The 21,568-nt window shown below is 67.3% G+C and carries 18 protein-coding genes; 10 read left to right on the top strand and 8 right to left on the bottom strand.

The window, feature by feature from the left end; genetic code table 11:
* Nucleotides 1-234 precede the first annotated feature (234 nt).
* Nucleotides 235-3,807, top strand: coding sequence for a hybrid sensor histidine kinase/response regulator (locus tag ACODTJ_RS16170; RefSeq protein WP_454657776.1), 3,573 nt, complete (start codon nucleotides 235-237; stop codon nucleotides 3,805-3,807).
* Between the two features lie 3 nt (nucleotides 3,808-3,810).
* Here ACODTJ_RS16170 and ACODTJ_RS16175 read toward each other — a convergent pair whose 3' ends face one another.
* Nucleotides 3,811-4,371, bottom strand: coding sequence for a thioesterase family protein (locus ACODTJ_RS16175; protein WP_454657777.1), 561 nt, complete (start codon nucleotides 4,369-4,371; stop codon nucleotides 3,811-3,813).
* 104 nt (nucleotides 4,372-4,475) lie between these two features.
* Between ACODTJ_RS16175 and ACODTJ_RS16180 the strand changes: the two genes are divergently transcribed.
* The 4 genes from ACODTJ_RS16180 (at nucleotide 4,476) to ACODTJ_RS16195 (ending at nucleotide 7,289) form a co-directional block, all read left to right on the top strand.
* Nucleotides 4,476-4,988 (top strand): tyrosine phosphatase family protein, encoded by a 513-nt coding sequence (locus ACODTJ_RS16180; RefSeq protein ID WP_454657778.1) that lies wholly within the window; start codon nucleotides 4,476-4,478, stop codon nucleotides 4,986-4,988.
* 414 nt (nucleotides 4,989-5,402) lie between these two features.
* A complete protein-coding gene (locus tag ACODTJ_RS16185) occupies nucleotides 5,403-5,867 on the top strand; it encodes an Lrp/AsnC family transcriptional regulator (RefSeq protein WP_488849485.1) in 465 nt (154 codons plus the stop codon).
* Nucleotides 5,868-5,943: 76 nt separating this feature from the next.
* Nucleotides 5,944-6,201 (top strand): exodeoxyribonuclease VII small subunit, encoded by a 258-nt coding sequence (locus ACODTJ_RS16190; RefSeq protein ID WP_454657779.1) that lies wholly within the window; start codon nucleotides 5,944-5,946, stop codon nucleotides 6,199-6,201.
* Between the two features lie 167 nt (nucleotides 6,202-6,368).
* Nucleotides 6,369-7,289 carry a pirin family protein gene (locus tag ACODTJ_RS16195; RefSeq protein WP_488849424.1) on the top strand — a complete coding sequence of 307 codons (921 nt, stop codon included), beginning with the start codon at nucleotides 6,369-6,371 and terminating at the stop codon, nucleotides 7,287-7,289.
* Nucleotides 7,290-7,299: 10 nt separating this feature from the next.
* Here the strand turns inward: ACODTJ_RS16195 and ACODTJ_RS16200 are convergent, their stop codons facing one another.
* Complete coding sequence (locus tag ACODTJ_RS16200) at nucleotides 7,300-8,529, bottom strand: MFS transporter (RefSeq protein WP_454657781.1); 1,230 nt, start codon at nucleotides 8,527-8,529, stop codon at nucleotides 7,300-7,302.
* Nucleotides 8,530-8,710: 181 nt separating this feature from the next.
* On the opposite strand from ACODTJ_RS16200, the gene dxs reads away from it, so the two are divergent.
* Nucleotides 8,711-10,621 (top strand): 1-deoxy-D-xylulose-5-phosphate synthase, encoded by a 1,911-nt coding sequence (gene dxs, locus ACODTJ_RS16205; RefSeq protein ID WP_454657782.1) that lies wholly within the window; start codon nucleotides 8,711-8,713, stop codon nucleotides 10,619-10,621.
* Between the two features lie 10 nt (nucleotides 10,622-10,631).
* Nucleotides 10,632-11,354, top strand: coding sequence for a TlyA family RNA methyltransferase (locus ACODTJ_RS16210; protein ID WP_454657783.1), 723 nt, complete (start codon nucleotides 10,632-10,634; stop codon nucleotides 11,352-11,354).
* Nucleotides 11,355-11,384: 30 nt separating this feature from the next.
* Here the strand turns inward: ACODTJ_RS16210 and ACODTJ_RS16215 are convergent, their stop codons facing one another.
* A complete protein-coding gene (locus tag ACODTJ_RS16215; protein WP_454657784.1) occupies nucleotides 11,385-11,885 on the bottom strand; it encodes a hypothetical protein in 501 nt (166 codons plus the stop codon).
* An 87-nt stretch (nucleotides 11,886-11,972) separates the two neighbouring features.
* On the opposite strand from ACODTJ_RS16215, the gene ACODTJ_RS16220 reads away from it, so the two are divergent.
* Both ACODTJ_RS16220 and ACODTJ_RS16225 read left to right on the top strand, forming a co-directional pair.
* Entirely contained in the window at nucleotides 11,973-12,740 is a 768-nt protein-coding gene (locus ACODTJ_RS16220) for an SOS response-associated peptidase (RefSeq protein ID WP_454657785.1), read from the top strand.
* A gap of 52 nt (nucleotides 12,741-12,792) precedes the next feature.
* On the top strand, nucleotides 12,793-14,388 hold the full coding sequence (locus ACODTJ_RS16225) for a gamma-glutamyltransferase family protein (protein ID WP_454657786.1): 1,596 nt from the start codon (nucleotides 12,793-12,795) through the stop codon (nucleotides 14,386-14,388).
* 135 nt (nucleotides 14,389-14,523) lie between these two features.
* Here the strand turns inward: ACODTJ_RS16225 and ACODTJ_RS16230 are convergent, their stop codons facing one another.
* The 5 genes from ACODTJ_RS16230 to ACODTJ_RS16250 all read right to left on the bottom strand — a co-directional run bounded on the left by ACODTJ_RS16230 (nucleotide 14,524) and on the right by ACODTJ_RS16250 (nucleotide 20,174).
* Nucleotides 14,524-15,300: an ABC transporter permease gene (locus ACODTJ_RS16230; protein ID WP_257732576.1), complete on the bottom strand. Its 777-nt coding sequence runs from the start codon at nucleotides 15,298-15,300 to the stop codon at nucleotides 14,524-14,526.
* 25 nt (nucleotides 15,301-15,325) lie between these two features.
* A complete protein-coding gene (locus ACODTJ_RS16235; protein WP_454657787.1) occupies nucleotides 15,326-16,120 on the bottom strand; it encodes an ABC transporter ATP-binding protein in 795 nt (264 codons plus the stop codon).
* A gap of 145 nt (nucleotides 16,121-16,265) precedes the next feature.
* The gene (locus tag ACODTJ_RS16240) at nucleotides 16,266-17,339 is read right to left on the bottom strand and encodes an ABC transporter substrate-binding protein (protein ID WP_454657788.1); all 1,074 of its coding nucleotides are present in this window, start codon (nucleotides 17,337-17,339) and stop codon (nucleotides 16,266-16,268) included.
* A 169-nt stretch (nucleotides 17,340-17,508) separates the two neighbouring features.
* Nucleotides 17,509-18,921, bottom strand: coding sequence for an FAD-binding oxidoreductase (locus ACODTJ_RS16245; RefSeq protein WP_454657789.1), 1,413 nt, complete (start codon nucleotides 18,919-18,921; stop codon nucleotides 17,509-17,511).
* 14 nt (nucleotides 18,922-18,935) lie between these two features.
* Complete coding sequence (locus ACODTJ_RS16250) at nucleotides 18,936-20,174, bottom strand: class I SAM-dependent RNA methyltransferase (RefSeq protein ID WP_454657790.1); 1,239 nt, start codon at nucleotides 20,172-20,174, stop codon at nucleotides 18,936-18,938.
* A 142-nt stretch (nucleotides 20,175-20,316) separates the two neighbouring features.
* On the opposite strand from ACODTJ_RS16250, the gene ACODTJ_RS16255 reads away from it, so the two are divergent.
* Nucleotides 20,317-21,381 carry a cysteine synthase A gene (locus ACODTJ_RS16255; protein WP_454657791.1) on the top strand — a complete coding sequence of 355 codons (1,065 nt, stop codon included), beginning with the start codon at nucleotides 20,317-20,319 and terminating at the stop codon, nucleotides 21,379-21,381.
* The last annotated feature ends 187 nt before the right edge of the window (nucleotides 21,382-21,568 follow it).

A 21,568-nucleotide genomic window follows, 5' to 3' on the forward strand; every position in this document is an offset into this window, starting at 1 on the left:
CCTGCCCCGGACGCTAGACCAGCCGGACAGAACAGGGAAAGCCCGAAAACACGCCGAAGCCGGCCCTGGGGCACCTGAAACCCAAAGAGCTGGGGATGAATCCGGCTTGAAGGCTTGCGCCAATGGCCTATGGCGAGCTGGCAGGCCCTCCGATACTCTACGGAAAACCAAGAAGCGGAATTCCATGACGCCTGCACCCCGACCTCGTTCGCATACGGCATCCGCGAGGACGGCATGATCCCCGCCTGGTCCGTGGTGCTGGTCGCGCTCGCCTATCTGTGCGGGCTCTTCGCCGTCGCGCACATGGCCGACACCTCCGGACGCAAGCTGATGACCGGCCGGGCGCGGACGACGATCTATGCGCTGGCGCTCGGCGTCTACTGCACCTCCTGGACCTTCTACGGCTCGGTCGGCTTCGCCAGCCGCGCGGGGTTCGATTTCCTCGGCATCTATGTCGGGCCGATCCTCGTGATCGGGCTGGGCCACCGCTTCGTCGGCCGCATCGTCGGCATCGCCAAGTCGCAGAACATCACCTCGATCGCCGATTTCGTCGGCGCCCGCTACGGCAAGAGCGAACGCGTCGCAGCGCTGGTCTGCATCGTCGCGGTGATCGGCGCGCTGCCCTATATCTCGCTGCAGTTGAAGGCCGTCGCGAACTCGCTCTCGGTCTTCCTCGCGGCGACCGGCGGCCATCCGCCGACGCCGGACGTGCCGGTGCTGAGCGACCTGCCCTTCCTCGTCGCGATCGTGCTCGCCGGCTTCGCCTGCGCCTTCGGCACCCGCCATATCGATGCGACCGAACACCAGGACGGGCTCGTGCTGGCGATCGCGGTGGAATCGCTGATCAAGCTCGTCGCCTTCCTCGTGCTCGGCTTTTTCATCGTCTACGGGCTGTTCGGCGGCGCCGGCGACCTGCTGGCGCAGGCAGCCCATCCCGCGAGCGGCGCCTTGCCGATCTGGGAGCGCACCTCGAGCTGGCCGAACTTCCTGACGCTGACGTTGCTGTCGAGCTGCGCCGCGCTCCTGCTGGCGCGGCAGTTCCACATGACGATCGTCGAGAACCGCGACGTGCGCGACGTGCGCCGCGCCGCGTGGATGTTCCCGCTCTATCTCGTGCTGATCAACCTGTTCGTGCTGCCGTTGGCGGCGGCGGGCGAGATCCTGATCCCCGGCAGCGGCGTCGACCGCGACATGACCGTGCTGCTGCTGCCGTTGCAGCGAGAGGCCGGGGTGATCGCGCTCCTGGTCTTCGTCGGCGGCCTTTCGGCGGCGACGGCGATGGTGATCGTCGCCTCGGTCGCGCTCGCGATCATGATCTCCAACCATCTCGTGATGCCGCTCCTGCTGCGCGGCCGGCGGGGCCTGAGCGATCCGGGCCGGGCGGTCCGGTTCTTTGGCAGGCGGGGCGCCAGCAACAGCAATCTTGGCGGCGATCTCGGCTCGCAGGTGGTGATCATCCGCCGGCTGAGCATCTTCGTCGTGATCCTGCTCGGCTATCTCTATTACCGCGCCTCGGGCGAGGCGGCGCTGGTCTCGATCGGCCTGCTCTCCTTCGCGGCGACGGCGCAGATTGCGCCGGCCTTCTTCGGCGGCCTGTTCTGGCGGCGCGGCACGGCGCTGGGCGCCGTGGCCGGTCTGACGGTCGGGACGCTGGTCTGGGCCTATACGCTGCTGATGCCGAGTCTGGCCCTGCCCGGCGGCTGGTGGAGCGAGATCGTCGCGCATGGCCCGTTCGGCGCCGGCATCTTCCGACCGGAGGCGCTGTTCGGGCTGGAGTGGCCGGCGTTGCCGCATGGCGTGTTCTGGAGCCTGAGCTTCAACATCCTCGCCTATATCGGCTTCTCGCTGCTCCGGCCCGCCAATGCGATGGAGCGGCTGCAGGCCAATGCCTTCGTCGAGTCCCAGCCGACGACGATGGCCCAGTCCTTCTCGCTCTGGCGCACCACCATCACCGAGGGCGAGCTGCAATCGACGATCGCGCGCTATCTCGGGGCGGAGCGCACCCAGCGCGCCTTCGAGGGTTTCAACAGCGGCCGCGGCGAGGCCTCGGAAAGCGGGCGCCAGGCCGATATTCACCTGCTGCGCTTCGGCGAGCACCTGCTCTCCTCGGCGATCGGCGCGGCCTCCTCGCGGCTCGTGCTGTCGCTGCTGCTGAAGCGGCGCAACCTCTCGACCGAGGCCGCCTTCAAGCTGCTCGACGACGCCTCGGCCGCGCTCCAGTACAACCGCGACATCCTCCAGCACGGTCTCGACCATGCCGGACAGGGCATCACCGTGCTCGACCGGGACCTCAGGCTGCTCGCCTGGAACCAGGCCTTCATCCAGCTCTACGACCTGCCGGCCTCGCTGGTCCGCTTCGGCACGGGGCTCGACGAGATCGTGCGCTACAATGCGGCCCGCGGCGCCTATGGCACCGGCGCACGCGACGAATTGATGGCGGCGCGGCTGGAGAGCTTCATCAACGACCGCGAGCCCGTGCGTCTGAAGCTCTACCCGTCGAAGAAGGTCATCGAGGTCCGTACCAACGCCCTGCCTGATGGCGGCTTCGTCACGACCTATACCGACATCACCGACACCGTCGCCGGCGAGGAGGAGCTCGAACGCGCGAACGAGGGCCTCGAACGGCGCGTCGCCGAGCGCACCGAGGAGCTGCTGCACGTCAATGCCGAACTCCAGCGCGCCAAGGCCGAGGCCGAAGCGGCGAATGCCTCGAAGACGCGCTTCCTCGCCGCCGCCAGCCACGACATCCTGCAGCCGCTCAACGCCGCGCGCCTCTACGCGACCTCGCTGGTCGAGCGTGATCGCAGCGGCGGCCAGCCGGAACTCGCCGAGAATATCGACGCCTCGCTCGACGCTGTCGAGGAGATCCTGACCGCGCTTCTGGAGATATCGCGGCTCGATGGCGGCGCTCTCAAGCCGGAGCTGTCATCCTTCCGGCTGGACGAGCTGATGCGCCAGCTCCAGCGCGAATTCGAACCGAGCGCCCAGGAAAAGGGCCTGAAGCTGGTGTTCATGCCGACCAGCCTGACGTTGCGCTCGGACCGCCGCCTGTTGCGCCGGCTGCTGCAGAACCTGATCTCGAACGCGATCAAATACACGCCGAACGGCAAGGTGCTGATCGGCTGCCGGCGCCGTGGCAATCAGGTCGCCGTCGAGGTGATCGATACCGGGCTCGGCATCCCCCAAAGCAAGCAGAAGACTGTCTTCCGTGAGTTCCAACGGCTCGACCAGGGCGCGAAGGTGGCGCGCGGCCTCGGCCTCGGGCTCTCGATCGTGCAGCGCATCGCGCGTGCGCTCGACCATGGCCTGACGCTCGATTCGGCGCCCGGACGCGGCACGCGCTTCTCGGTCTCGGTGCCGCGCGCCGCGCCGCTGCCGGCGATGACCACGGCAACCGTGCCGCGCAACGCTCCGGCCGGGCAGCTCGCAGGCATGCGGCTTCTGGTCGTCGACAACGAGCCCGCCATCCTCGACGGCATGAAGCGCCTGCTCGAAGGCTGGGGCTGCCGCGTCACGATCGCCGCCAGCCTGGACGAGGCGCTGCCGCATGTCGGCAGCAAGGGCGAGCCGGATGTGCTGATCGCCGACTACCATCTTGACCACGGCAACGGCCTGACCGCGATCAGCGCGCTGCGTTCCCGTGCCCGCACACCAATGCCGGCGATCCTGCTCACCGCCGACCGGACGCCGCATGTGCGCGAGGCGGCGAACGCGCTCGACGTGCATCTGCTCAACAAGCCGCTGAAGCCGGCTGCGCTCCGCGCGCTGCTGGCGCAATGGCGGGCGACGCGGCTGGCGGCGGAGTAGGGCTCAGGTGGTAGCCGAGGCGGCGCTGCGCATGGCGTCCTCGGAGGCGAGGAAGGCCGCGACCTCCGGGCTCGGCTGCGGGCTCTCCGCGGTGACGCCGATCTCGCCGAGCAGCCGCGCGACCGGGACATAGGCGCGCGCCTTCTTGTCATAGAGCGCGGCCCTGACGAGCGCGACGGCCGCGACGATCTCGGTGCCGTCCCGGCCCTGCATCAGCATGCGATGCTGCATGACCAGCCAGCCCTCGCTCCAGCACAGGATCGTCGTCTCGACCCGGAACGGGCGGAATAGCCGCATCTCACGGCGGAAGCGGGTCGTGCCGGCATTGACCATCGGTAACCAGCGATGACGCAGCACCGCCCGCCACAGGCCGCTGCGCAGCATCAGGTCGAGCCGGCCGAGATCCATCAGCGTCCAGTAGCGGCCGTTGTTCATATGCAGGCTGGTGTCGAGATCGTGGAACCAGACCCGGAAAGGCAGCACCGAGGCCTCGCCAGGCAGGTCGAGCCGCGGGCGGAAACGCGTCGTCAGCAGGAGCCAGATCAGGCGAAACCAGAGATTCATGGGGAGTTTTTCGGCGCGAGATCGATCGGAACTGTGCCTCCATGTCATGGAGATGCCGGCGATGTCGATCATGCTATCGTCGCCTGTCGTTGCGGAGCTGGCCCTTGCCCACCCTTCACGTTTCCCCGCTGTCGCGGCTGGATGAGACCGTTGCTGCCGTCCGTGCCCGGCATCTGGTGACGCTGATCAATGTCGGCACGGAGGTCGCGCGGCCGGCCGGGATTGCGCCCGAGCGACATCTCTTCCTGGGGATGTCCGACATTAGTCAGGCGCTCGATGGCCATGTGCTCGCAGGTCAGGAGCATATGGCGCGCCTGCTCGCCTTCCTGCGCGACTGGGATCGCGCAGAGCCGATGGTGATCCATTGCTGGGCCGGGATCAGCCGCTCGACGGCAGCGGCCTATATCGCAGCCTGCACACTTGGGCCGGAGCGTGATGAAGACGAGGTGGCCGACGCCTTGCGCAGCGCGGCCCCTTCCGCCACGCCGAATGCCCGGCTCGTCGCGCTGGCCGATGCGACGCTCGGGCGGCGCGGCCGGATGACCCGCGCAATCCAGCGAATCGGGCGCGGCGCCGATGCCTTCGAAGGCACGCCCTTCGTCATGCCGCTCGCCTGAACTCCAGCTTCGGGCCACGCAGCTTCCTGCGCGCATTTCCCGCCCCGGCTGTGATTGCTACGGCACCCTCGCCGCTTCGCTGCAGAAGATTGCTTGCATCGGGTGAATTTTGCGACGATGCATCGCGCGGGAGGCCAAAGAGCCTCTAACAGAATCCGGAGGGGTCTCGATGGGCTTTGGAGGAACCGCATGCCAGGAGGAGCGCGCAGCCGATATCTGCCGATATCGGCAAGTCGGTCCGACGCCGCAGGCGGCCCTCCAAAGCCCACCTTCGGCGCCGGGAATTCGACCGCCCGCGGCGTCGCGGCGCTTGCCGATACCAACGGTATCGGCTTCACCCCGCTCCTGGCGGAGCGGACGAATTGCCGGCGTCGAGACCCCTCCGGATTCTGTTAGAGGCTCTTGCCCGTGACCATGACGATCGAGCTCGACTCGCGCGACCGCTCCATCCTGCGGATTCTCCAGCAGGACGGGCGCATCACCAATTCGGACCTTGCCGAGAAGGTGCATCTATCGCCCTCGGCTTGCCTGCGCCGCGTGCGTCAGCTCGAGGAAAGCGGCCTGATCCGCGGTTATGCGATGATGCTCGACGACAAGATCGCGGGCTTTCCCGGCACGGCCTTCGTCTTCGTCACGCTCGACCAGCAGGGCCGCGCCTCGCTGGAGAGCTTCGAGCAGGCGGTGCAGAGCCTGCCGGAGATTCTCGAATGCCATCGGCTGGCCGGCGCGCATGACTATCTGATGCGGGTGATCTACCGCGACAGCGCCGATTTCGAGCGCATCCATACCGATATCATCACGCAATTGCCGGGCGTCACCCGCGTGCAGTCGACGCTGACGCTGCGCACGATCAAGAAGACCTCCGCCCTGCCGGTCTGAGTCAGCAGCGGCGCGAAGCGGGTTGCAGCCGGACGCGCGCCAGCCGATAAGCTCACCGGCAAAGAGGAATCAGGCCGTGAGCGAAGAGAAGACCAACGCCGATGTCGCCGCCCTGCCCTTCGAGGCGGCGATGAAGGAGCTCGAAGGCATCGTGGCGCGGCTGGAGCGCGGTGACGTTCCGCTCGAGGAATCGATCGCGATCTATACGCGCGGCGAAGCGCTGAAGGCGCGCTGCGACGCGCTGCTGAAGCAGGCGGAAGCCCGGATCGAGCGCATCACGCTCGGCGCCGATGGCAAGCCGACGGGCGCTGCCCCGCTCGACGTCGAGAACTGAGCCGCCGGGGCGCCTTCGGCGCCGGAACGACAGCGACAAGTTCATCACGCAATGCCGCGGCGCTCCAAGTGCCGCGGCATTGCATTTTTGCCAACCTCCGGTTGCGACCGGGCGCTTGCCTGTGGGCCTCGTCCGGCTCAGGTTCAGCCTCAACCACGGAGGCCCTCATGTCGCAACTCCCCGCCGACGATCCGATCCTGGGCGATGCCCGCTCCTGCGAGGCGATCGAGAAGGTGATCGTCCCCCGCTCCCATGACCTCGGCGGCTTTCAGGTCCGCCGGGCGCTGCCGGCGATTGGCCAGCGTATGGTCGGCCCCTTCATCTTCTTCGACCAGATGGGCCCGGCCGAGTTCCATCTCGGCGAAGGTCTCGACGTGCGCCCTCACCCGCATATCGGGCTCTCGACCGTGACCTATCTGTTCGACGGCGAGATCATGCATCGCGACTCGCTGGGCACGGCACTGGCGATCAAGCCGGGCGCGGTGAACCTGATGACGGCCGGGCGCGGCATCGTCCATTCCGAGCGCACCGGCATGGAAGCCCGCGCCACCGGCCCGAAGCTCTACGGCATCCAGGCCTGGCTTGCCCTGCCGAAGACCCATGAGGAGGTCGCGCCCGAGTTCAAGCACCATGGCGCAGGCGAGCTGCCGCGCATCGTCGAGGGCGGCAAGCGCATCAGCCTGATCATGGGCTCGGCCTATGGCCAGACCTCACCGGTGAAGTTCCCGTGGGACGCGCTCTATGCCGAGGCCGTGCTCTCGCCCGGCGCGATCCTGCCGCTCGATCCCGACTATGACGAGCGCGCGATCTATATCGTCTCCGGCAAGATCGACATCGCCGGCGACGAGTTCGGCGCCGGCCAGCTCCTCGTCTTCAAGCCGGGCGACCGCATCTCGATCCTCGCCATCGACCAGGCCCGCGTCATGATCGTCGGCGGCGAGCCGATGGACGGCCCGCGCAATATCTGGTGGAACTTCGTCTCCTCCTCGAAGGAGCGTATCGAGCAGGCCAAGCACGAATGGAAGACCGGCCGCTTCGACACCGTGCCCGGCGACGAGAGCGAGTTCATCCCGCTGCCCGAGGGCTGAGCCGGCCCATTCAGACCGCCTCGGAAATGTCCCTGAGCTTCGGCACCCGCGAGAAGCCGATCACCAGCAATTGGATCAGGAAGCCTGTGGCCGCGAGGCCCAGGCACGCGGCGATGCCGAGGTTTGCCGCCACGGAGGCACCGATCGCGGCGCCGATCGGCCGCGCGCCGAAAGTCGCCGTCATGATCAGCGCCGAGACGCGGCCGAGCATGGCGTTCGGCGTCACCGCCTGGCGCAATGTCATGGTCGAGATCGTCCAGATGATCGGCCCGACGCCGAACAGGAAGAAGCTCGCCGCGACGAGATAGACCGAGGGCAGCCAGAGCGTCGCGAACATCACGCCCGCCGCGCAAAGCCCGGCGAAGGGGCCTAGCAGGATCAGCGTCCCGAACGTGACCTGCTTCGCGATGGCCGGCGCGAGGATGGCACCGACGATCATGCCCGCGCCGTAGATGCCGAGCGAGATGCCGACTTGCGTGGCGCTCAGCCCCAGATTCTGGACGGCATAGGCGACATAGACCGCCTGGAAGATGAACCAGGAGACGTTGAAGAACACCGCCGTCATCAGGATCGGCCGGAGCAGGTCATGGCCGGCGACGAAGCGAGCGCCTTCCTTCAGATCGTGCAACAGGTCGCGCCGGGGGCCTGACGGCGCCTCGTCCTTCGGCAGGCCGGCCAGCAGCATCGCGGCGAGGATCGAGAGCCCGGCCGCCAGCCCATAAGCGGTGGAGACGCCGATCCAGCCGACGAGCGCCCCGCCCAGCGCCGGTCCACCGGCATAGGCGGCGCTGCGGGCCAGCTCCAGCCAGCGATTGGCATCGGCCAGCCGCTCACGCGGCACCACCGAGGGAACGAAGGCCGGAGCCGCCACGCTGTAGCAGACCGTGCCGATAGCCCCGAGCGCCCCGATCAGGGCCAGCCAGGTCAGGTTGAGGCTCCCGGCCGCCAGCAGCAGCGGGATCGCCAGCAGGGACACCGCGCGCAACATTTCGGTACCGACCATGAGCCGGCGCCGGGAGGCGCGGTCGACCATCAAACCGGCGGGAATGGACAACAGGAGGAAGGGCAAGGTCTGCGCCGTCTGCAGCCAGCCGGTCTCGGCCGGCCCCGCCGCCAGCAGCAGCACCGCGGCCAAGGGCGCCGCCGCCAGCGCGATCTGCTCGGAAAACTGGGCGAAGAGATTGGACCAGCCGATGCGGCGGAATGCCGTAGGCAAGGGCGTGGCAGCGGTCGGTTGCATGGTCTGATATCCCCGGAAGCGGTCGTGAACGCACTGAAATCCGTTGCCGGCGTCGGAACCACCCGTTTCGTGGCAAGACGGCGCCCGTGCCGTCGATTTGGTCGAAACCGCAACTGCGGTTTGCAAGCGCGCCGCGCAGGCTCTATTTCGAGGGCATCCCAGCGAAGGATCAGACAGCCTCGTGCCCCGTCCCGCCACGCCGCTCCTCGACACGATCCATGACCCCGCCGATCTGCGGGCCCTCGACGACGCCGAGCTGCGGCAGGTCGCCGATGAGCTCCGGCTCGAGACGATCGACGCCGTCTCCGTCACCGGCGGGCATCTCGGCGCCGGGCTCGGCGTGGTCGAGCTGACCGTGGCGCTGCACCATGTCTTCGACACGCCGCGCGACCGATTGATCTGGGATGTCGGGCACCAGGCCTATCCACACAAGATCCTGACCGGGCGGCGCGAGCGCATCCGCACCTTGCGCCAGCCGGGCGGCCTCTCCGGCTTCACCAAGCGCAGCGAGAGCGATTACGACCCGTTCGGCGCGGCGCATTCCTCGACCTCGATCTCGGCCGGGCTCGGCATGGCCCTCGGGCGCGACCTCAAGGGCGATCAGAACAACGTCATCGCCGTGATCGGCGATGGCGCCATGTCGGCCGGCATGGCCTATGAGGCGATGAACAATGCCGGCGCGCTCGGCTCGCGCCTCATCGTCATCCTCAACGACAACGACATGTCGATCGCCCCGCCGGTCGGCGCGATGTCGGCCTATCTGGCGCGGCTCGTTTCGGGACGGACCTATCGCTCGATCCGCGAGGTCGCCAAGCAGCTCGCCGAGAAGCTGCCGCGCTTCTTCCACGACAAGGCCAGGCGCACCGAGGAATATGCCCGCGGCTTCTGGACCGGCGGGACGATGTTCGAGGAACTCGGCTTCTACTATGTCGGGCCGATCGACGGGCATAATCTCGACCATCTGCTGCCGGTGCTGCGCAATGTCCGCGACGCCGGGAACGGGCCGATCCTCGTCCATGTCGTGACGCAGAAGGGCAAGGGCTACGCCCCGGCCGAGGCCAGCGCCGACAAGTACCATGGCGTGGTCAAGTTCGACCCCGTCACCGGCCAGCAGGCCAAGGCGCCGGCGAACGCGCCGAGCTACACCAATGTCTTCGCCCAGGCCCTGATCAAGCAGGCGCGTGAGGACGACAAGGTCGTCGCCGTCACCGCCGCGATGCCGTCCGGCACCGGGCTCGACGCCTTCGGCAAGGAATTCCCGGGCCGCACCTTCGATGTCGGCATCGCCGAGCAGCACGCCGTGACCTTCGCCGCCGGCCTCGCGACCGAGGGCTACAAGCCTTTCGTCGCGATCTATTCGACCTTCATGCAGCGCGCCTATGACCAGATCGTCCATGACGTGGCGATCCAGAAGCTGCCCGTGCGCTTCGCACTCGACCGCGCCGGGCTCGTCGGCGCCGACGGCGCGACCCATGCCGGCTCCTTCGATGTCGCCTATCTCGCCTGCCTGCCGGACATGGTGGTGATGGCAGCGGCCGACGAAGCCGAATTGACCCATATGGTCGCGACCGCAGCCGCCTATGACGAAGGGCCGATCGCCTTCCGCTATCCGCGCGGCGAAGGGGTCGGCGTCGAGATCCCCGATGTCAGCGTACCCCTCGAGATCGGCAAGGGCCGCATCGTCCGCGAGGGTACGCGGATCGCACTGCTCTCGCTCGGAACGCGTCTGGCCGAATGCCTCAAGGCCGCCGAGCTATTGGCGCAGCGCGGCCTGTCTACGACGGTCGCCGATGCCCGCTTTGCCAAGCCACTCGACGAGGCCCTGATCCTGAAGCTCGCCCGCGAGCATGAGGTTCTCGTCACGGTCGAGGAAGGCTCGGTCGGCGGCTTCGGCAGCCATGTCCTGCACCTGCTCGCACAGAACGGCGCGCTCGATGCCGGGCTGAAGGTCAGGAGCCTGACGCTGCCCGATACGTTCCAGGACCATGACAAGCCGGACGCGATGTATGCCGCCGCCGGGCTCGATGCCGCCGGCATCGTCAAGGCCGTCGAGACTGCACTGGGTCGGCCCAGCGCGGTGAAGCTGGCCTGACGGCTAGGGCATGAAGAGCCGGGCCGACCAGTTGCTCGTCGAGCGCGGCTTCTTCGAGAGTCGGGCACGGGCGCAAGCCGCGATCGCAGCCGGGCTCGTCACCGTCAATGGCACTCCGGTGCGCAAGGCCTCGGAAATGGTGGCCGACGACGCGGAACTGACCGCGCAGGCACCGCACCCTTACGTCTCGCGTGGTGGGCTGAAACTGGCGGGCGCGCTCGATGCCTTCGGCTTCGATCCAGAGGGGCTCGCCTGCCTCGATGTCGGCTCCTCGACCGGCGGCTTCACCGACCTGCTCCTGAAGCGCGGCGCGCGCCATGTCGTCGCCGTCGATGTCGGACGCGACCAGCTGCATCATTCGCTGCGGACCGATCCGCGCGTCACCAGCTTCGAGGGACAGGATATCCGCACGCTGGCCGTCGAAGCCCTGCCGGAACGGCCGAGCCTTGCTGCGATCGATGTCAGCTTCATCTCGCTCAAGCTCGTGCTGCCCGCGGTCGCCAACCTGCTCGCGCCGCAGGCCGGTATCGCGGCGCTGATCAAGCCGCAGTTCGAAGCCGGCCGCGCCGCGCTCAAGAAAGGCATCGTCCGCGACGAGGCGATCCAGCTTCAGGTTTGCGATGAGATCGTCGCGACGCTGAAGGCGCTCGGTTTTGCAGTTGAAGGGCCGATCCCCTCTCCGATCGAGGGCGGCGACGGCAACCGCGAATTTCTGGTGGGAGCGCGGCGCTAGCATCATTCCGATGCTGCGACGAATGCCCGATCAGCGTGCGAGCAAGGCGTCGATCTGCGCCTGCAACACGGCATCCTCGAATGCCGCGATGTCGATCGTGCCATTCGCGTTGATGAATTGCGTCGCACGGGCGATCTGCCGACGCAGAGCCTCGCTGGCGACCTCGACGATAATTGGCAGCTCGGGCTGAGGCGGCGTTTCCGCGAGCAGCGCCGTCACCGTGCGCACCAACCGCGTCATCGCATGGCAGGCCTCGTCGAAAGACCGGGCCCTGTTCGGGTTCAGGTCGTCATAGGCGGCGAGAGCCGAAGCGGCACAGCGCAGGGCCGATGCGGCGAAATGCTCACGATAGCCGACAGCCTGCCAAGCCTGGAGATCTGCGAGGATGCTATCATCCATCGCGACCATCTCGATCAGCATCAGGGCTTCGCTGTAGCGATTGAGGAAATCGGTCGACAGGCGCGGGAGGACACCGGCGTCGAGCCGTTCGGCCGCCGTTCCAGCCAGCATCTCCGTCGCGATGACGCTCATCCGCTACCCCAAACCGGCGCGACTATGTTGGTGCAACCGCAAATAAAGTGTTGCTTCCAAGCGCTCGTCTTGACGTAAACAGCCTGCATGTGCGGACGCTATGCGATCACCCTGCCTCCCGAGGCGATGCGCGATGCCTTCGGCTACCGCGAGCAGCCGAACTTCCCGCCACGCTACAATATCGCGCCGACGCAGCCCGTGCCGGTGATCCGACCTCATGACGGAGCGCCGCAGTTCCTGCTGATGCGCTGGGGTTTCATTCCCGGCTGGGTCAAGGACCTCAAGGATTTCCCGCTCGTCATCAATATCCGCATGGAGAGCGCCGCCGAGAAGCCCTCCTTCCGCAATGCCCTGACGCGGCGGCGCTGCCTGCTGCCGGCCGATGCCTTCTACGAATGGCGGCGCAGCGGAACCGGCAAGCAGGCCCAGAGTGAGGCTTTCCTGTTCCGCAAGACGGATCGCGGCCTCTTCGCCTTCGCCGCGCTGTGGGAGACATGGCATTCGCCTGATGGCTCCGAGATCGACACCGTCGCGATGATGACGGGACCAGCCAACGGCACGATGGCGCCGATCCATCACCGCAGCCCGATCATCCTCGATCCCAGCGACTACCAGGCCTGGCTCGACCCGCAGGCTACGTCGGAGCAGACCGGGCGCCTGCTGAAGCCGCCGCCGGACGATCTGCTGGAGGCCATCGCCATCGGCAATGCCGTCAACAAGGTCGCCAATGACGCGGCCGAGATCCAATTGCCGCTGGCCGAGCTTCCGCAAGAGGAGGCGCCCGAGGAACCGAAGCGTCATGCGCGCAAAGCGACCCGGCCTCCCGAAGATAACGGGCAAGGCAGCCTGTTCTAGCGCCGGATTCGTGCTCTGATCGCGTCAGAAGATGACGAGGAGGAGACTGAAGATGCATGGCCGCCGCCCTACGATGACCTCTCGCCACGGCATGGTTGCCGCGGCCCATCCTTTGGCGGCACAGGCCGGCGCAAGATTGCTGGCGCAGGGCGGCAACGCCTTCGACGCCGCCGCCGCGACAGCCGCCGCTTTGAATGTGGTCGAGCCCTTCATGTCCGGCCTTGCCGGCATGGGCCTCTCGACGATGTGGGTCGCAGCCGAGAAGCGGGTGCGCGTGCTCGATTTCGTACCGCCGATCCCGGCGAGTTTCCCGGCCGACCGCTTCAGCAAGCGCATCGATCTGGAGCGCGGCGCGCTCGCCGTCGCCTCGCCCGGCAATCTCGCCGGCTGGTGCGAGCTGGTGAAGACCTATGGCCGCAAGTCTCTGGCCGAGGTCTTCGCGCCGGCGATCGCCCTGGCGCGGGACGGTTTCGCGCTGGCCGAGTTCGGCGCGGCGGAGTTCGAGGAGAACGACCCGCTGCTGGAGAAGATTCCGGCGCTCTATGCGGCCTGGTCCAGAAATTACCAGCCCAACGGCCCGATGCATCTCGGTTCGGTGCTCGTCCAGTCGGACCTTGCGAACACGCTGAGCGAGATCGCCGAGAAGGGGCCGGACCATTTCTATCGCGGTGCACTCGGCGAGAAGATCATCGCGCATCTGCAGGCGCTCGGCGGCTCGCTGACCATGGCCGATCTCGCGGCGGTGAAGACGGTCTGGCGCGAGCCGATGGCGGCAAACTTCAAAGGCCTGTCGGTGCATGTGCCGCCGCCGCCCTGCGAGGGCTTCCAGTTCCTGCTGACACTCAAGCTGCTCGACGGCGTCGATCTGGCGTCGAAGCCGCGGGACGGGGCAGATCATCTCGACCTCGTCTATCGCGCGATCCGCCTCGCGGCCGGCGAGCGCATTGCCCATAACAACCCCTCGCCGGAGAAGCTGGCCGAGATCATGTCGGACGCGTCCGTCGCGCGGCTGCGCCAGCGCCTGACCGACGGCAAGCCGGTGACCGGCCCGACCGAGCAATGGGTACCGCAAGACAAGGAAGACCCGGCGCACACGACATCGCTCTCGGTCGCCGACAGTGAAGGCAACCTGATCTGCATCACGCAGAGCCTCGGCAGCCCCTTCGGCAGCGGTGTCGTCGTGCCCGGCACGGGGCTCTGCTTCAACAACTTCCTGTACTGGGCCGATGTCCAGCCCGGCAGCCCGAACCGCTCCAAGCCCGGCGACGACCTGCCGATGTGCATGTCGCCCACGCTCTCGACCCGCGACGGCAAGCCGGTGCTCGCGCTCGGCACGCCCGGCAGCTACGGCATCATGCAGACGCAGGCTCAGGCCATGGTCCAGCACCTCGTTTACGGCCTGCCACTCCAGGAGGCGATCGAGGCACCGCGAGCGCGGCTCTGGGACGGTCGCCTCGTCGAGATCGAGAACCGCATCACGCCGGAAACGATCGCCGAGCTGGTCAGGCGCGGACACGAGGCGCGCGCCTTCGATGTCGGCTGGACGATGCGCTGCGGCGGCATGCAGGCGGTGGCGGTCGATCCCGCGACGGGCGTATTCACCGGCGCCGCCGACCCGCGCCGCGATGGGTACGTCGCGACGCCGTAGCGCCCTTCTGAAGCCCTCATCCTGAGGAGCGCTTCGCAGAAGCGCATCTCGAAGGATGTTCCAGCAGGCTCGGGAGACATCTGGAGCATCCTTCGAGACGCCGCTTCGCGGCTCCTCAGGATGAGGGCTGAAGGGTCAGGCGACGATCTCGCCGCGGAAGGCCCAGCGGGTCATCCGCCGCTCGACCAGGGCACAGAGCGCGTAGAGCGCGATGCCCATGATGGCGATGGAGAACAGCCCGGCGAAGGTCGTCGGCGCGTCGTTGCGCGCGCCGGCCGACAGCATCAGGAAGCCGATGCCGCGATTGCCGCCGACCGTCTCCGACAACACCGAGCCGACGAAGGCGAGCGTGACCGCGACCTTCAGGCTGGCGAAGAGATAGGGCATCGCGCGGGGCACGCCGACCTTGGTCAGGATTTCCCATTGGCTGGCGCCGAGCGAGCGCATCACGTCGCGCATCTCGGGCTCGATCGTGGCGAGGCCCGTCGCGACGTTCACGACGATCGGGAAGAACGAAATGACGAAGGCGGTGATCACTGCCGGCAGCGCGCCGACACCGACCCAGATCATCAGGATCGGCACGATCGCGACCTTCGGGATCGCGTTGAAGGCGATCAGCAGCGGGTACAGGCCCGAATAGACGAAGGGCGATGCGCCAACGGCGAGGCCGAGCAGCAGGCCGAAGCCGATCGCCAGCGCGAAGCCGATCAGCGTCGTCCAGAGCGTCTCCAGGCAGAAGCGCAGCAGGATGTCCCAGCGCAGGATCATCGTCTCGATGATGCGGCTCGGGCGTGGTGCCAGGATTTCCGGCACGTCGAAGACGATGCAGGCGATCTCCCAGGCCAGCAGCAGCCCGCCCATGGCGAGCCAGGGCATCGCAAGAAGCAGGATGCGCTTCTGGGGTTCCGTCATGATCCTTGTCCTGCCGGGGGCCGCATCAGGCATGCTCCATATGGATGCGCTCGCGCAGTTCATGGACGATGTCGACGAACTCGACCGTGAAGGTCGTCTCCAGCGTGCGCGGGCGCGGCAATTCGATCTTGCGGATCTTGACGATCCTTCCAGGCCGCCGGCTCATCACATAGACGGTGTCGGCGAGATAGACTGCCTCGCGCAGGTCGTGCGTGACCAGAACCGCCGTGAAGCGGCGCTCCATCCAGAGCTTCTGCATCACGCCCCAGAGCTCCTCGCGCGTGAAGGCGTCGAGCGCGCCGAAGGGCTCGTCGAGCATCAGGATATCGGGCTCGTGGGCGAGCGCTCGGCACAGGCTGGAGCGCTGCTGCATGCCACCCGAGAGCTGCCAGGGGTATTTGTCGCCGAAGCCCCCGAGCCCGACCGAAGCCAGCAGCGCCTCGCCGCGCGCGACGTATTCGGCTTTATTGGCGCGGAAGCGGCGCTTGTGCGGCTCAACCACCTCCAGCGGCAACAGGATGTTGTCGAGCGTCGTACGCCAGGGCATCAGCGTCGGCGCCTGGAAGGCCATGCCGACGCCGCGGATCGGCCCCTTCACCGCCTGCCCGTGCACGCGGACCTCGCCGCCGGTCGGCGGCAGGAGCCCGGTGACGAGCTTCATCAGGGTCGACTTGCCGCAGCCGGACGGGCCGACCACGGCGATGAATTCGCCCTTGGCGATGGAAAGCGTCGCATCCTCCAGCGCCTGCATGCGGTTGGGCCCGCTGCCATAGGCGAGACTGACCTGCCGCAGTTCGACGAGGGGCGTTTCGGCGGTCATGCGACGTTCCACACCGTCATGCTCGCCCTTGTGGCGAGCATCCACGTCTTGAACACCGCCCTCGCCAGAACAAGACGTGGATGGTCGGCACAAGGCCGACCATGACGAAAATGGAACCGAGGCCCTGCAGCCAGAAACATGGGTCTCAAGGCGCGAGCATCCGATCCGCCTTCGGCGGCAGGAATTTGCCGGTGAAGACCTTGTCAGGCTCGGGCGCGGATGGCAGGCCGAAGGCCTCGGCGACATCCTTGACCGAACGGGCAAAGCGCGCCGGATCGACATCGCCCATGCCATTCGCCTTCACGAAGGGGGTGAGCACATTGAGCCTGAGCGACATGTCGAGGCGCTCGGCCTCCAGCTTCTCGTCGATCAGCGGATCGCGTTTCTTGGCGGCGGCGATGCCGATGGCCGGGTTGGCGGCGACCTCACGCCAGGCCTTCGCGGTGGCGCGCAGGAAGCCGGTTACCGCTTCCGGCTTGGCGGCCAGCGCCGGCGAGACGATGATACCGTTGCCGTAAACGTCCATCTTGTAGTCGGAGTAGTTGAAGGAGACGACATCCTCCGGCTTCACGCCGCGCGCCTTCAGGTCGAGGATCGACGAGAAATAGTGGCCGGAGATGAAATCGACCGTGCCCTGCACCAGCGACTGCTCGCGCAATTGCGGGGTCAGGTTGACGTGCTGGACGGATGCCGCGTCGATGCCGTTCTTCTTGGCGAAGGCCGGGAAGAGACGGAACGAGGCGTCGAAGACCGGCGCACCGAGCTTCTTGCCGGCGAGGTCGGTGGGCTTGGTGATGCCGCTCTTCTTCAGGGCGTGGACGCCGAAGGGCGGGAAGTCATAGGCCATGAAGACGCAGAGGATTTCCTTGCCGGCGTTCTTCGCGTTGTACTCGATCAGCGAGTTCACGTCGGCGAAGCCGATATCGTAGGCGCCGGTAGCGACGCGCTGGACCGCGCCGGCCGAGCCCTGGCCGGGGTCCATGGTGACGTCGAGCCCCTCGGCCTTGTAGTAGCCCTTGTCGAGCGCGACGAGGAAGGGCGAGGTCGGGCCCTGGAAGACCCAGTCGAGCGTGAACTTGAGCGGCGTCTGGGCGGCGGCGGGCAGCGCACCGGCCATCGCACCCGCTCCGGCCAGAGCCAGCACGGCGAGCGCACGCCGCGTCGGCCCCCTGCCCTGCTTGCGCGCACAATTCGACAGCATCCGCGTCACGCCGATCATGGCAGCCAACCCCTCATGTTATCTTTATGAGGGCGAAGGCTAGAGATGCCGCCAAAAGCGGTCAATCGAGCGGAAAGGCCATTCCGCCAAATTATTGAGCACAGACCTCCGGCGGCAGCCTTCCGCGGTGCAGGCTGCCGATTGGACGGTCAAGCTTCCGACCTGCGGATCAATCCTGCGCCAGCACCGCGCCCGGATTGAGAATCCGCTTCGGGTCGAGCGTGCGCTTCAGCGTGCGCATCAGGTCGAGTTCGACGGGGTCCTTCACGCCGGGCAGCAGGTCGCGCTTCAGGCGGCCGATGCCGTGCTCGGCCGAAATCGAGCCGTGGAGCTCGGCAACGATGGCGTGGACCGCCTCGTTCATCTCGCTCCAGCGCGCGAGGAAGCCGGCCTTGTCGGCGCCGACCGGCTGGCTGACGTTGAAATGGATGTTGCCGTCGCCGAGGTGGCCGAAGGGCACAGGTCGGCAGCCCGGCACCATCGCCTCCACCGCCGCGATGGCGCGGGCCAGGAACTCCGGCGTCGCATGGATCGGCACGGAGACGTCGTGCTTGATCGAGCCGCCCTCATAGGTCTGCACTTCCGAGAGCATCTCGCGCAGCTTCCAGAAATCGGCGCGCTGGGCCAGAGAACCCGCCAAGGCCGCATCCGTCACGATGCCTTTCTCCAGCGCTTCGCCGAGGAAGGCCTCGACATGCTCGTCGAGCCCCGAGGCCTGCTGGGCGGAGACTTCCATCAGCACATACCAGGGCGACGGCTCGGAGAGCGGATCGCGCGTGCCGGAAGCGTGGCGCAGGACGAAATCCATGCCGATGCGCGGCATCAATTCGAAAGTGGTAAGCGTGCCGCCGGCGCCGGCCTTGGCGGCGTTCAGCAGTTCGAGCGCCGCCGCCGGATCGGGCACGGCGAGGAAGGCGGTGGCGCGCGCCGCCGGCGCGGGGAAGAGCTTCAGCACCGCCGCCGTGATGATGCCGAGCGTGCCTTCGGCGCCGATGAAGAGGTTCTTCAGGTCGTAGCCGGTATTGTCCTTGCGGAGCTGGCGGAGCCCATTCCAGATGCGCCCGTCCGGCAGCACGACCTCCAGCCCCATGCAGAGCTCGCGGGCATTGCCATAGGCCAGCACGGCGGTGCCGCCGGCATTGGTCGAGAGATTGCCGCCGATGGTGCAGGAGCCTTCCGAAGCCAGCGAGAGCGGGAAGAGCCGGCCGGCCGCTTCCGCCGCGTCCTGCGCCCGCTTAAGCGTGACGCCGGCCTCGACGATCATCGTGTCGCCATCGGTGTCGACGGCGCGGATCTTGTCGAGGCGCTGCAGCGACAGGATGACCTCCTTGCCCTCGGAGATCGGGATCTGGCCGCCGACGAGGCCGGTATTGCCGCCTTGCGGCACCAGCACCGTGCCGGTCTCGGCCGCGAGCTTCACCAGCTCGGCGACCTCGGCGGTCGAGCCGGGGCGCACGATGCCTTGCGCCTTGCCGCGGAAGAGATCGCGCCATTCCTTGAGATAGGGCACCATCGCGTCGGCATCGGTGATGACGTTCTTCGCGCCGACGATAGCGGCCATGCGATCGAGAATTGCGCTCATCCTGAAGCCCTGCCCTAGCCCTTCCTGCCCCGCCGGAACACGCCGACGAGCTCGACATGAGCGGAATAGCGGAACTGGTCGACCGGCGTCACGGCCTCCAGCGCATAGCCGCCCGCAACGAGGGTCGCGGCGTCGCGCGCGAAGCTCGCCGGATCGCAGGAGACGTAGATCACGTCCTTGACCTTGGACGCCGCCAGTCGCTTGACCTGCGCCTCCGCCCCGGCACGCGGCGGATCGAGCACGACGACGTCGAAACCGTTGAGCTCATGCTCAAGCAGCGGGCGTCGGAACAGGTCGCGCGTCTCGGTCGCGATCGGCTTCAACCCTTGCGTCGCACCGGCGCCCTTGGCGAGCGCCAGCATCGCCGCCTTGTCGCTCTCGATGGCCAGCACCTGCATCTTCTCCGCAATGCGGAAGCTGAACGGGCCACAGCCGGCGAAGAGATCGGCGGCACGCTTGCCTTTAGGCAGCGCCGCCATGACGAGCCCAGCCAGCACGTCCTCGCCCGCGCCCGTCGCCTGCAGGAAGCCACCGGCGGCCGGCGCGACCAGCGCCTTGCCCATGCGCTGCAAGGGCGGCCGGCGCTCGACGACGATCTCGCCATGGTTGGAGAGCCGGGCGAGATCGAGCCGCTCGGCGAGCTGCGTCAGGGCGAGCCTGAGCTTGTCGCCAAGCGGGCCATGGCCGCGGATATCGACATCGAGCCCGGCTTCAGAGGCGGTGACCTGGATATCGAGCGGCTTGTTCGCGCTGCCCATGCGGTTCGCCAGCATCAGGGCGACGGCCGGCGCGCGATCGAGCCCCGGCGCCAGCACCGGACAGGCTTCGACCGAAATCAGATCGTGGCTGCGTGCCGCCATGAAGCCGACGACCATCGCCTCGCCCTGCCGGCGGGCATGGAAAGTGACGCGGCGTCGGCCTGCGCCATGGGCATCGACGAGATCGGCGACCGGCGCCTCGATGCCGGCACGGCTGAGCGCGGTCAAGACCTGCTGGCGCTTCCACTCGCGATAGAGGCCGGGCGCCATGTGCTGGGCCGCGCAGCCGCCGCAGCGGGTGAAGAGCGGGCAGATCGCGGCGATGCGCGAATCCGACGGGGTGATGATCTCGACGAGCTGGCCGCGCTCGCCATCGACGACGGCACGCACGGTCTCGCCCGGCAGCGTGTAGGGGATGAAGACGCTGCCGGAGGCGGCCTGCACGATGCCGTCGCCCTTCTGGCCGAGGCGATCGACGGTGAGAACTTCATTCATGGCGAGCTTCGGAGAAGAAATTTCTCCCGCTTGCGACTTGGCGACTGACATTGTTCCGAACTCGAGGGCGAAAGGCCCGCTCACTGATGACCGCTGAGAGGCTTTCGCCTATCAGGTTGGAGAGACATTGGGAAATCCTGCCATGACCATCCACGCGAAGATCGACATGAAGGATGGCGTCATCGAAGCCATCGGCAACACCCCGCTCATCAAGCTCGAACGCGCCTCGGCGGAAACCGGCTGCACCATCCTCGGCAAGGCCGAGTTCATGAATCCCGGCCAGTCGGTGAAGGACCGGGCCGCGCTCGCCATCATCCGCGACGCCGAGGCGAAGGGGCAATTGAAGCCCGGCGGCGTCATCGTCGAGGGCACGGCCGGCAATACCGGCATCGGCATCGCGCTCGTCGGCAATGCGCTGGGCTACCGCTCGGTCATCGTCATCCCGGAGACGCAGTCGCAGGAAAAGAAGGACATGCTGCGGCTGGCCGGCGCGACGCTGGTCGAGGTTCCGGCCGCGCCCTACGCCAACCCAAGCAATTACGTGAAGGTCTCCGGTCGCCTCGCCGAGGAGCTGGCGAAGACCGAGCCCAACGGCGCGGTCTGGGCCAACCAGTTCGACAATGTCGCCAACCGGCAGGGCCATCTCGACACGACCGGCCCGGAAATCTGGGACCAGACGGCGGGCCAGGTCGACGGCTTCATCTGCGCGGTCGGCTCGGGCGGGACGCTGGCCGGCGTCGGCATGGCCCTGAAGGCGCGCAACCCCAAGGTGACGATCGGGCTGGCCGATCCGATGGGGGCGGCGCTCTATTCCTACTACACGGCGGGCGTGCTCAAGGCCGAGGGCTCCTCGATCACCGAGGGTATCGGCCAGGGTCGCATCACCGCCAATCTGGTGGATGCGCCGGTCGATGTCGCCTTCCAGATCCCGGATGCGGAAGCGGTGCAGATCGTCTTCGATCTGCTGGAGCAGGAGGGCCTCTGCCTCGGCGGCTCGTCCGGCATCAATGTCGCCGGCGCGATCCGGCTCGCCAGGCAGATGGGGCCGGGCCACACCATCGTGACGGTGCTCTGCGACTACGGCACGCGCTACCAGTCGAAGCTGTTCAACCCGGACTTCCTGCGCTCGAAGAACCTGCCGGTTCCTGGTTGGCTGGAGCGGGACAGTTCCGCGCTGAAGCAGGTCGTCAGCAAGGTGATGGCCTGAGAATATCTCCACTGTCATTCCGGGGCAGGCCGAAGGCCTGAGCCCGGACCCCATGAACACGACATTCGATTGTCGTTGCCGTCATGCTCGCCCTGTGGCGAGCATCCACGTCTTGAACACCGTCCGACATCGACAAAGACGTGGATGGTCGGGACAAGCCCGACCATGACGGCAGCGTCGTGTTCAT

It is taken from the genome of Allobosea sp. FG18, assembly GCF_057809495.1.

Coding starts and splice junctions, on each gene's coding strand:
- ACODTJ_RS16215 (WP_454657784.1), bottom strand. CDS start 11,885: ATGAGCGTCATCGCGACGGAGATGCTGGCTGGAACGGCGGCCGAACGG.
- ACODTJ_RS16195 (WP_488849424.1), top strand. CDS start 6,369: ATGTCGCAACTCCCCGCCGACGATCCGATCCTGGGCGATGCCCGCTCC.
- ACODTJ_RS16255 (WP_454657791.1), top strand. CDS start 20,317: ATGACCATCCACGCGAAGATCGACATGAAGGATGGCGTCATCGAAGCC.
- ACODTJ_RS16225 (WP_454657786.1), top strand. CDS start 12,793: ATGCATGGCCGCCGCCCTACGATGACCTCTCGCCACGGCATGGTTGCC.
- ACODTJ_RS16240 (WP_454657788.1), bottom strand. CDS start 17,339: ATGATCGGCGTGACGCGGATGCTGTCGAATTGTGCGCGCAAGCAGGGC.
- ACODTJ_RS16200 (WP_454657781.1), bottom strand. CDS start 8,529: ATGCAACCGACCGCTGCCACGCCCTTGCCTACGGCATTCCGCCGCATC.
- ACODTJ_RS16220 (WP_454657785.1), top strand. CDS start 11,973: ATGTGCGGACGCTATGCGATCACCCTGCCTCCCGAGGCGATGCGCGAT.
- ACODTJ_RS16170 (WP_454657776.1), top strand. CDS start 235: ATGATCCCCGCCTGGTCCGTGGTGCTGGTCGCGCTCGCCTATCTGTGC.
- ACODTJ_RS16185 (WP_488849485.1), top strand. CDS start 5,403: ATGACGATCGAGCTCGACTCGCGCGACCGCTCCATCCTGCGGATTCTC.
- ACODTJ_RS16250 (WP_454657790.1), bottom strand. CDS start 20,174: ATGAATGAAGTTCTCACCGTCGATCGCCTCGGCCAGAAGGGCGACGGC.
- ACODTJ_RS16230 (WP_257732576.1), bottom strand. CDS start 15,300: ATGACGGAACCCCAGAAGCGCATCCTGCTTCTTGCGATGCCCTGGCTC.
- ACODTJ_RS16245 (WP_454657789.1), bottom strand. CDS start 18,921: ATGAGCGCAATTCTCGATCGCATGGCCGCTATCGTCGGCGCGAAGAAC.
- ACODTJ_RS16175 (WP_454657777.1), bottom strand. CDS start 4,371: ATGAATCTCTGGTTTCGCCTGATCTGGCTCCTGCTGACGACGCGTTTC.
- ACODTJ_RS16210 (WP_454657783.1), top strand. CDS start 10,632: ATGAAGAGCCGGGCCGACCAGTTGCTCGTCGAGCGCGGCTTCTTCGAG.
- ACODTJ_RS16235 (WP_454657787.1), bottom strand. CDS start 16,120: ATGACCGCCGAAACGCCCCTCGTCGAACTGCGGCAGGTCAGTCTCGCC.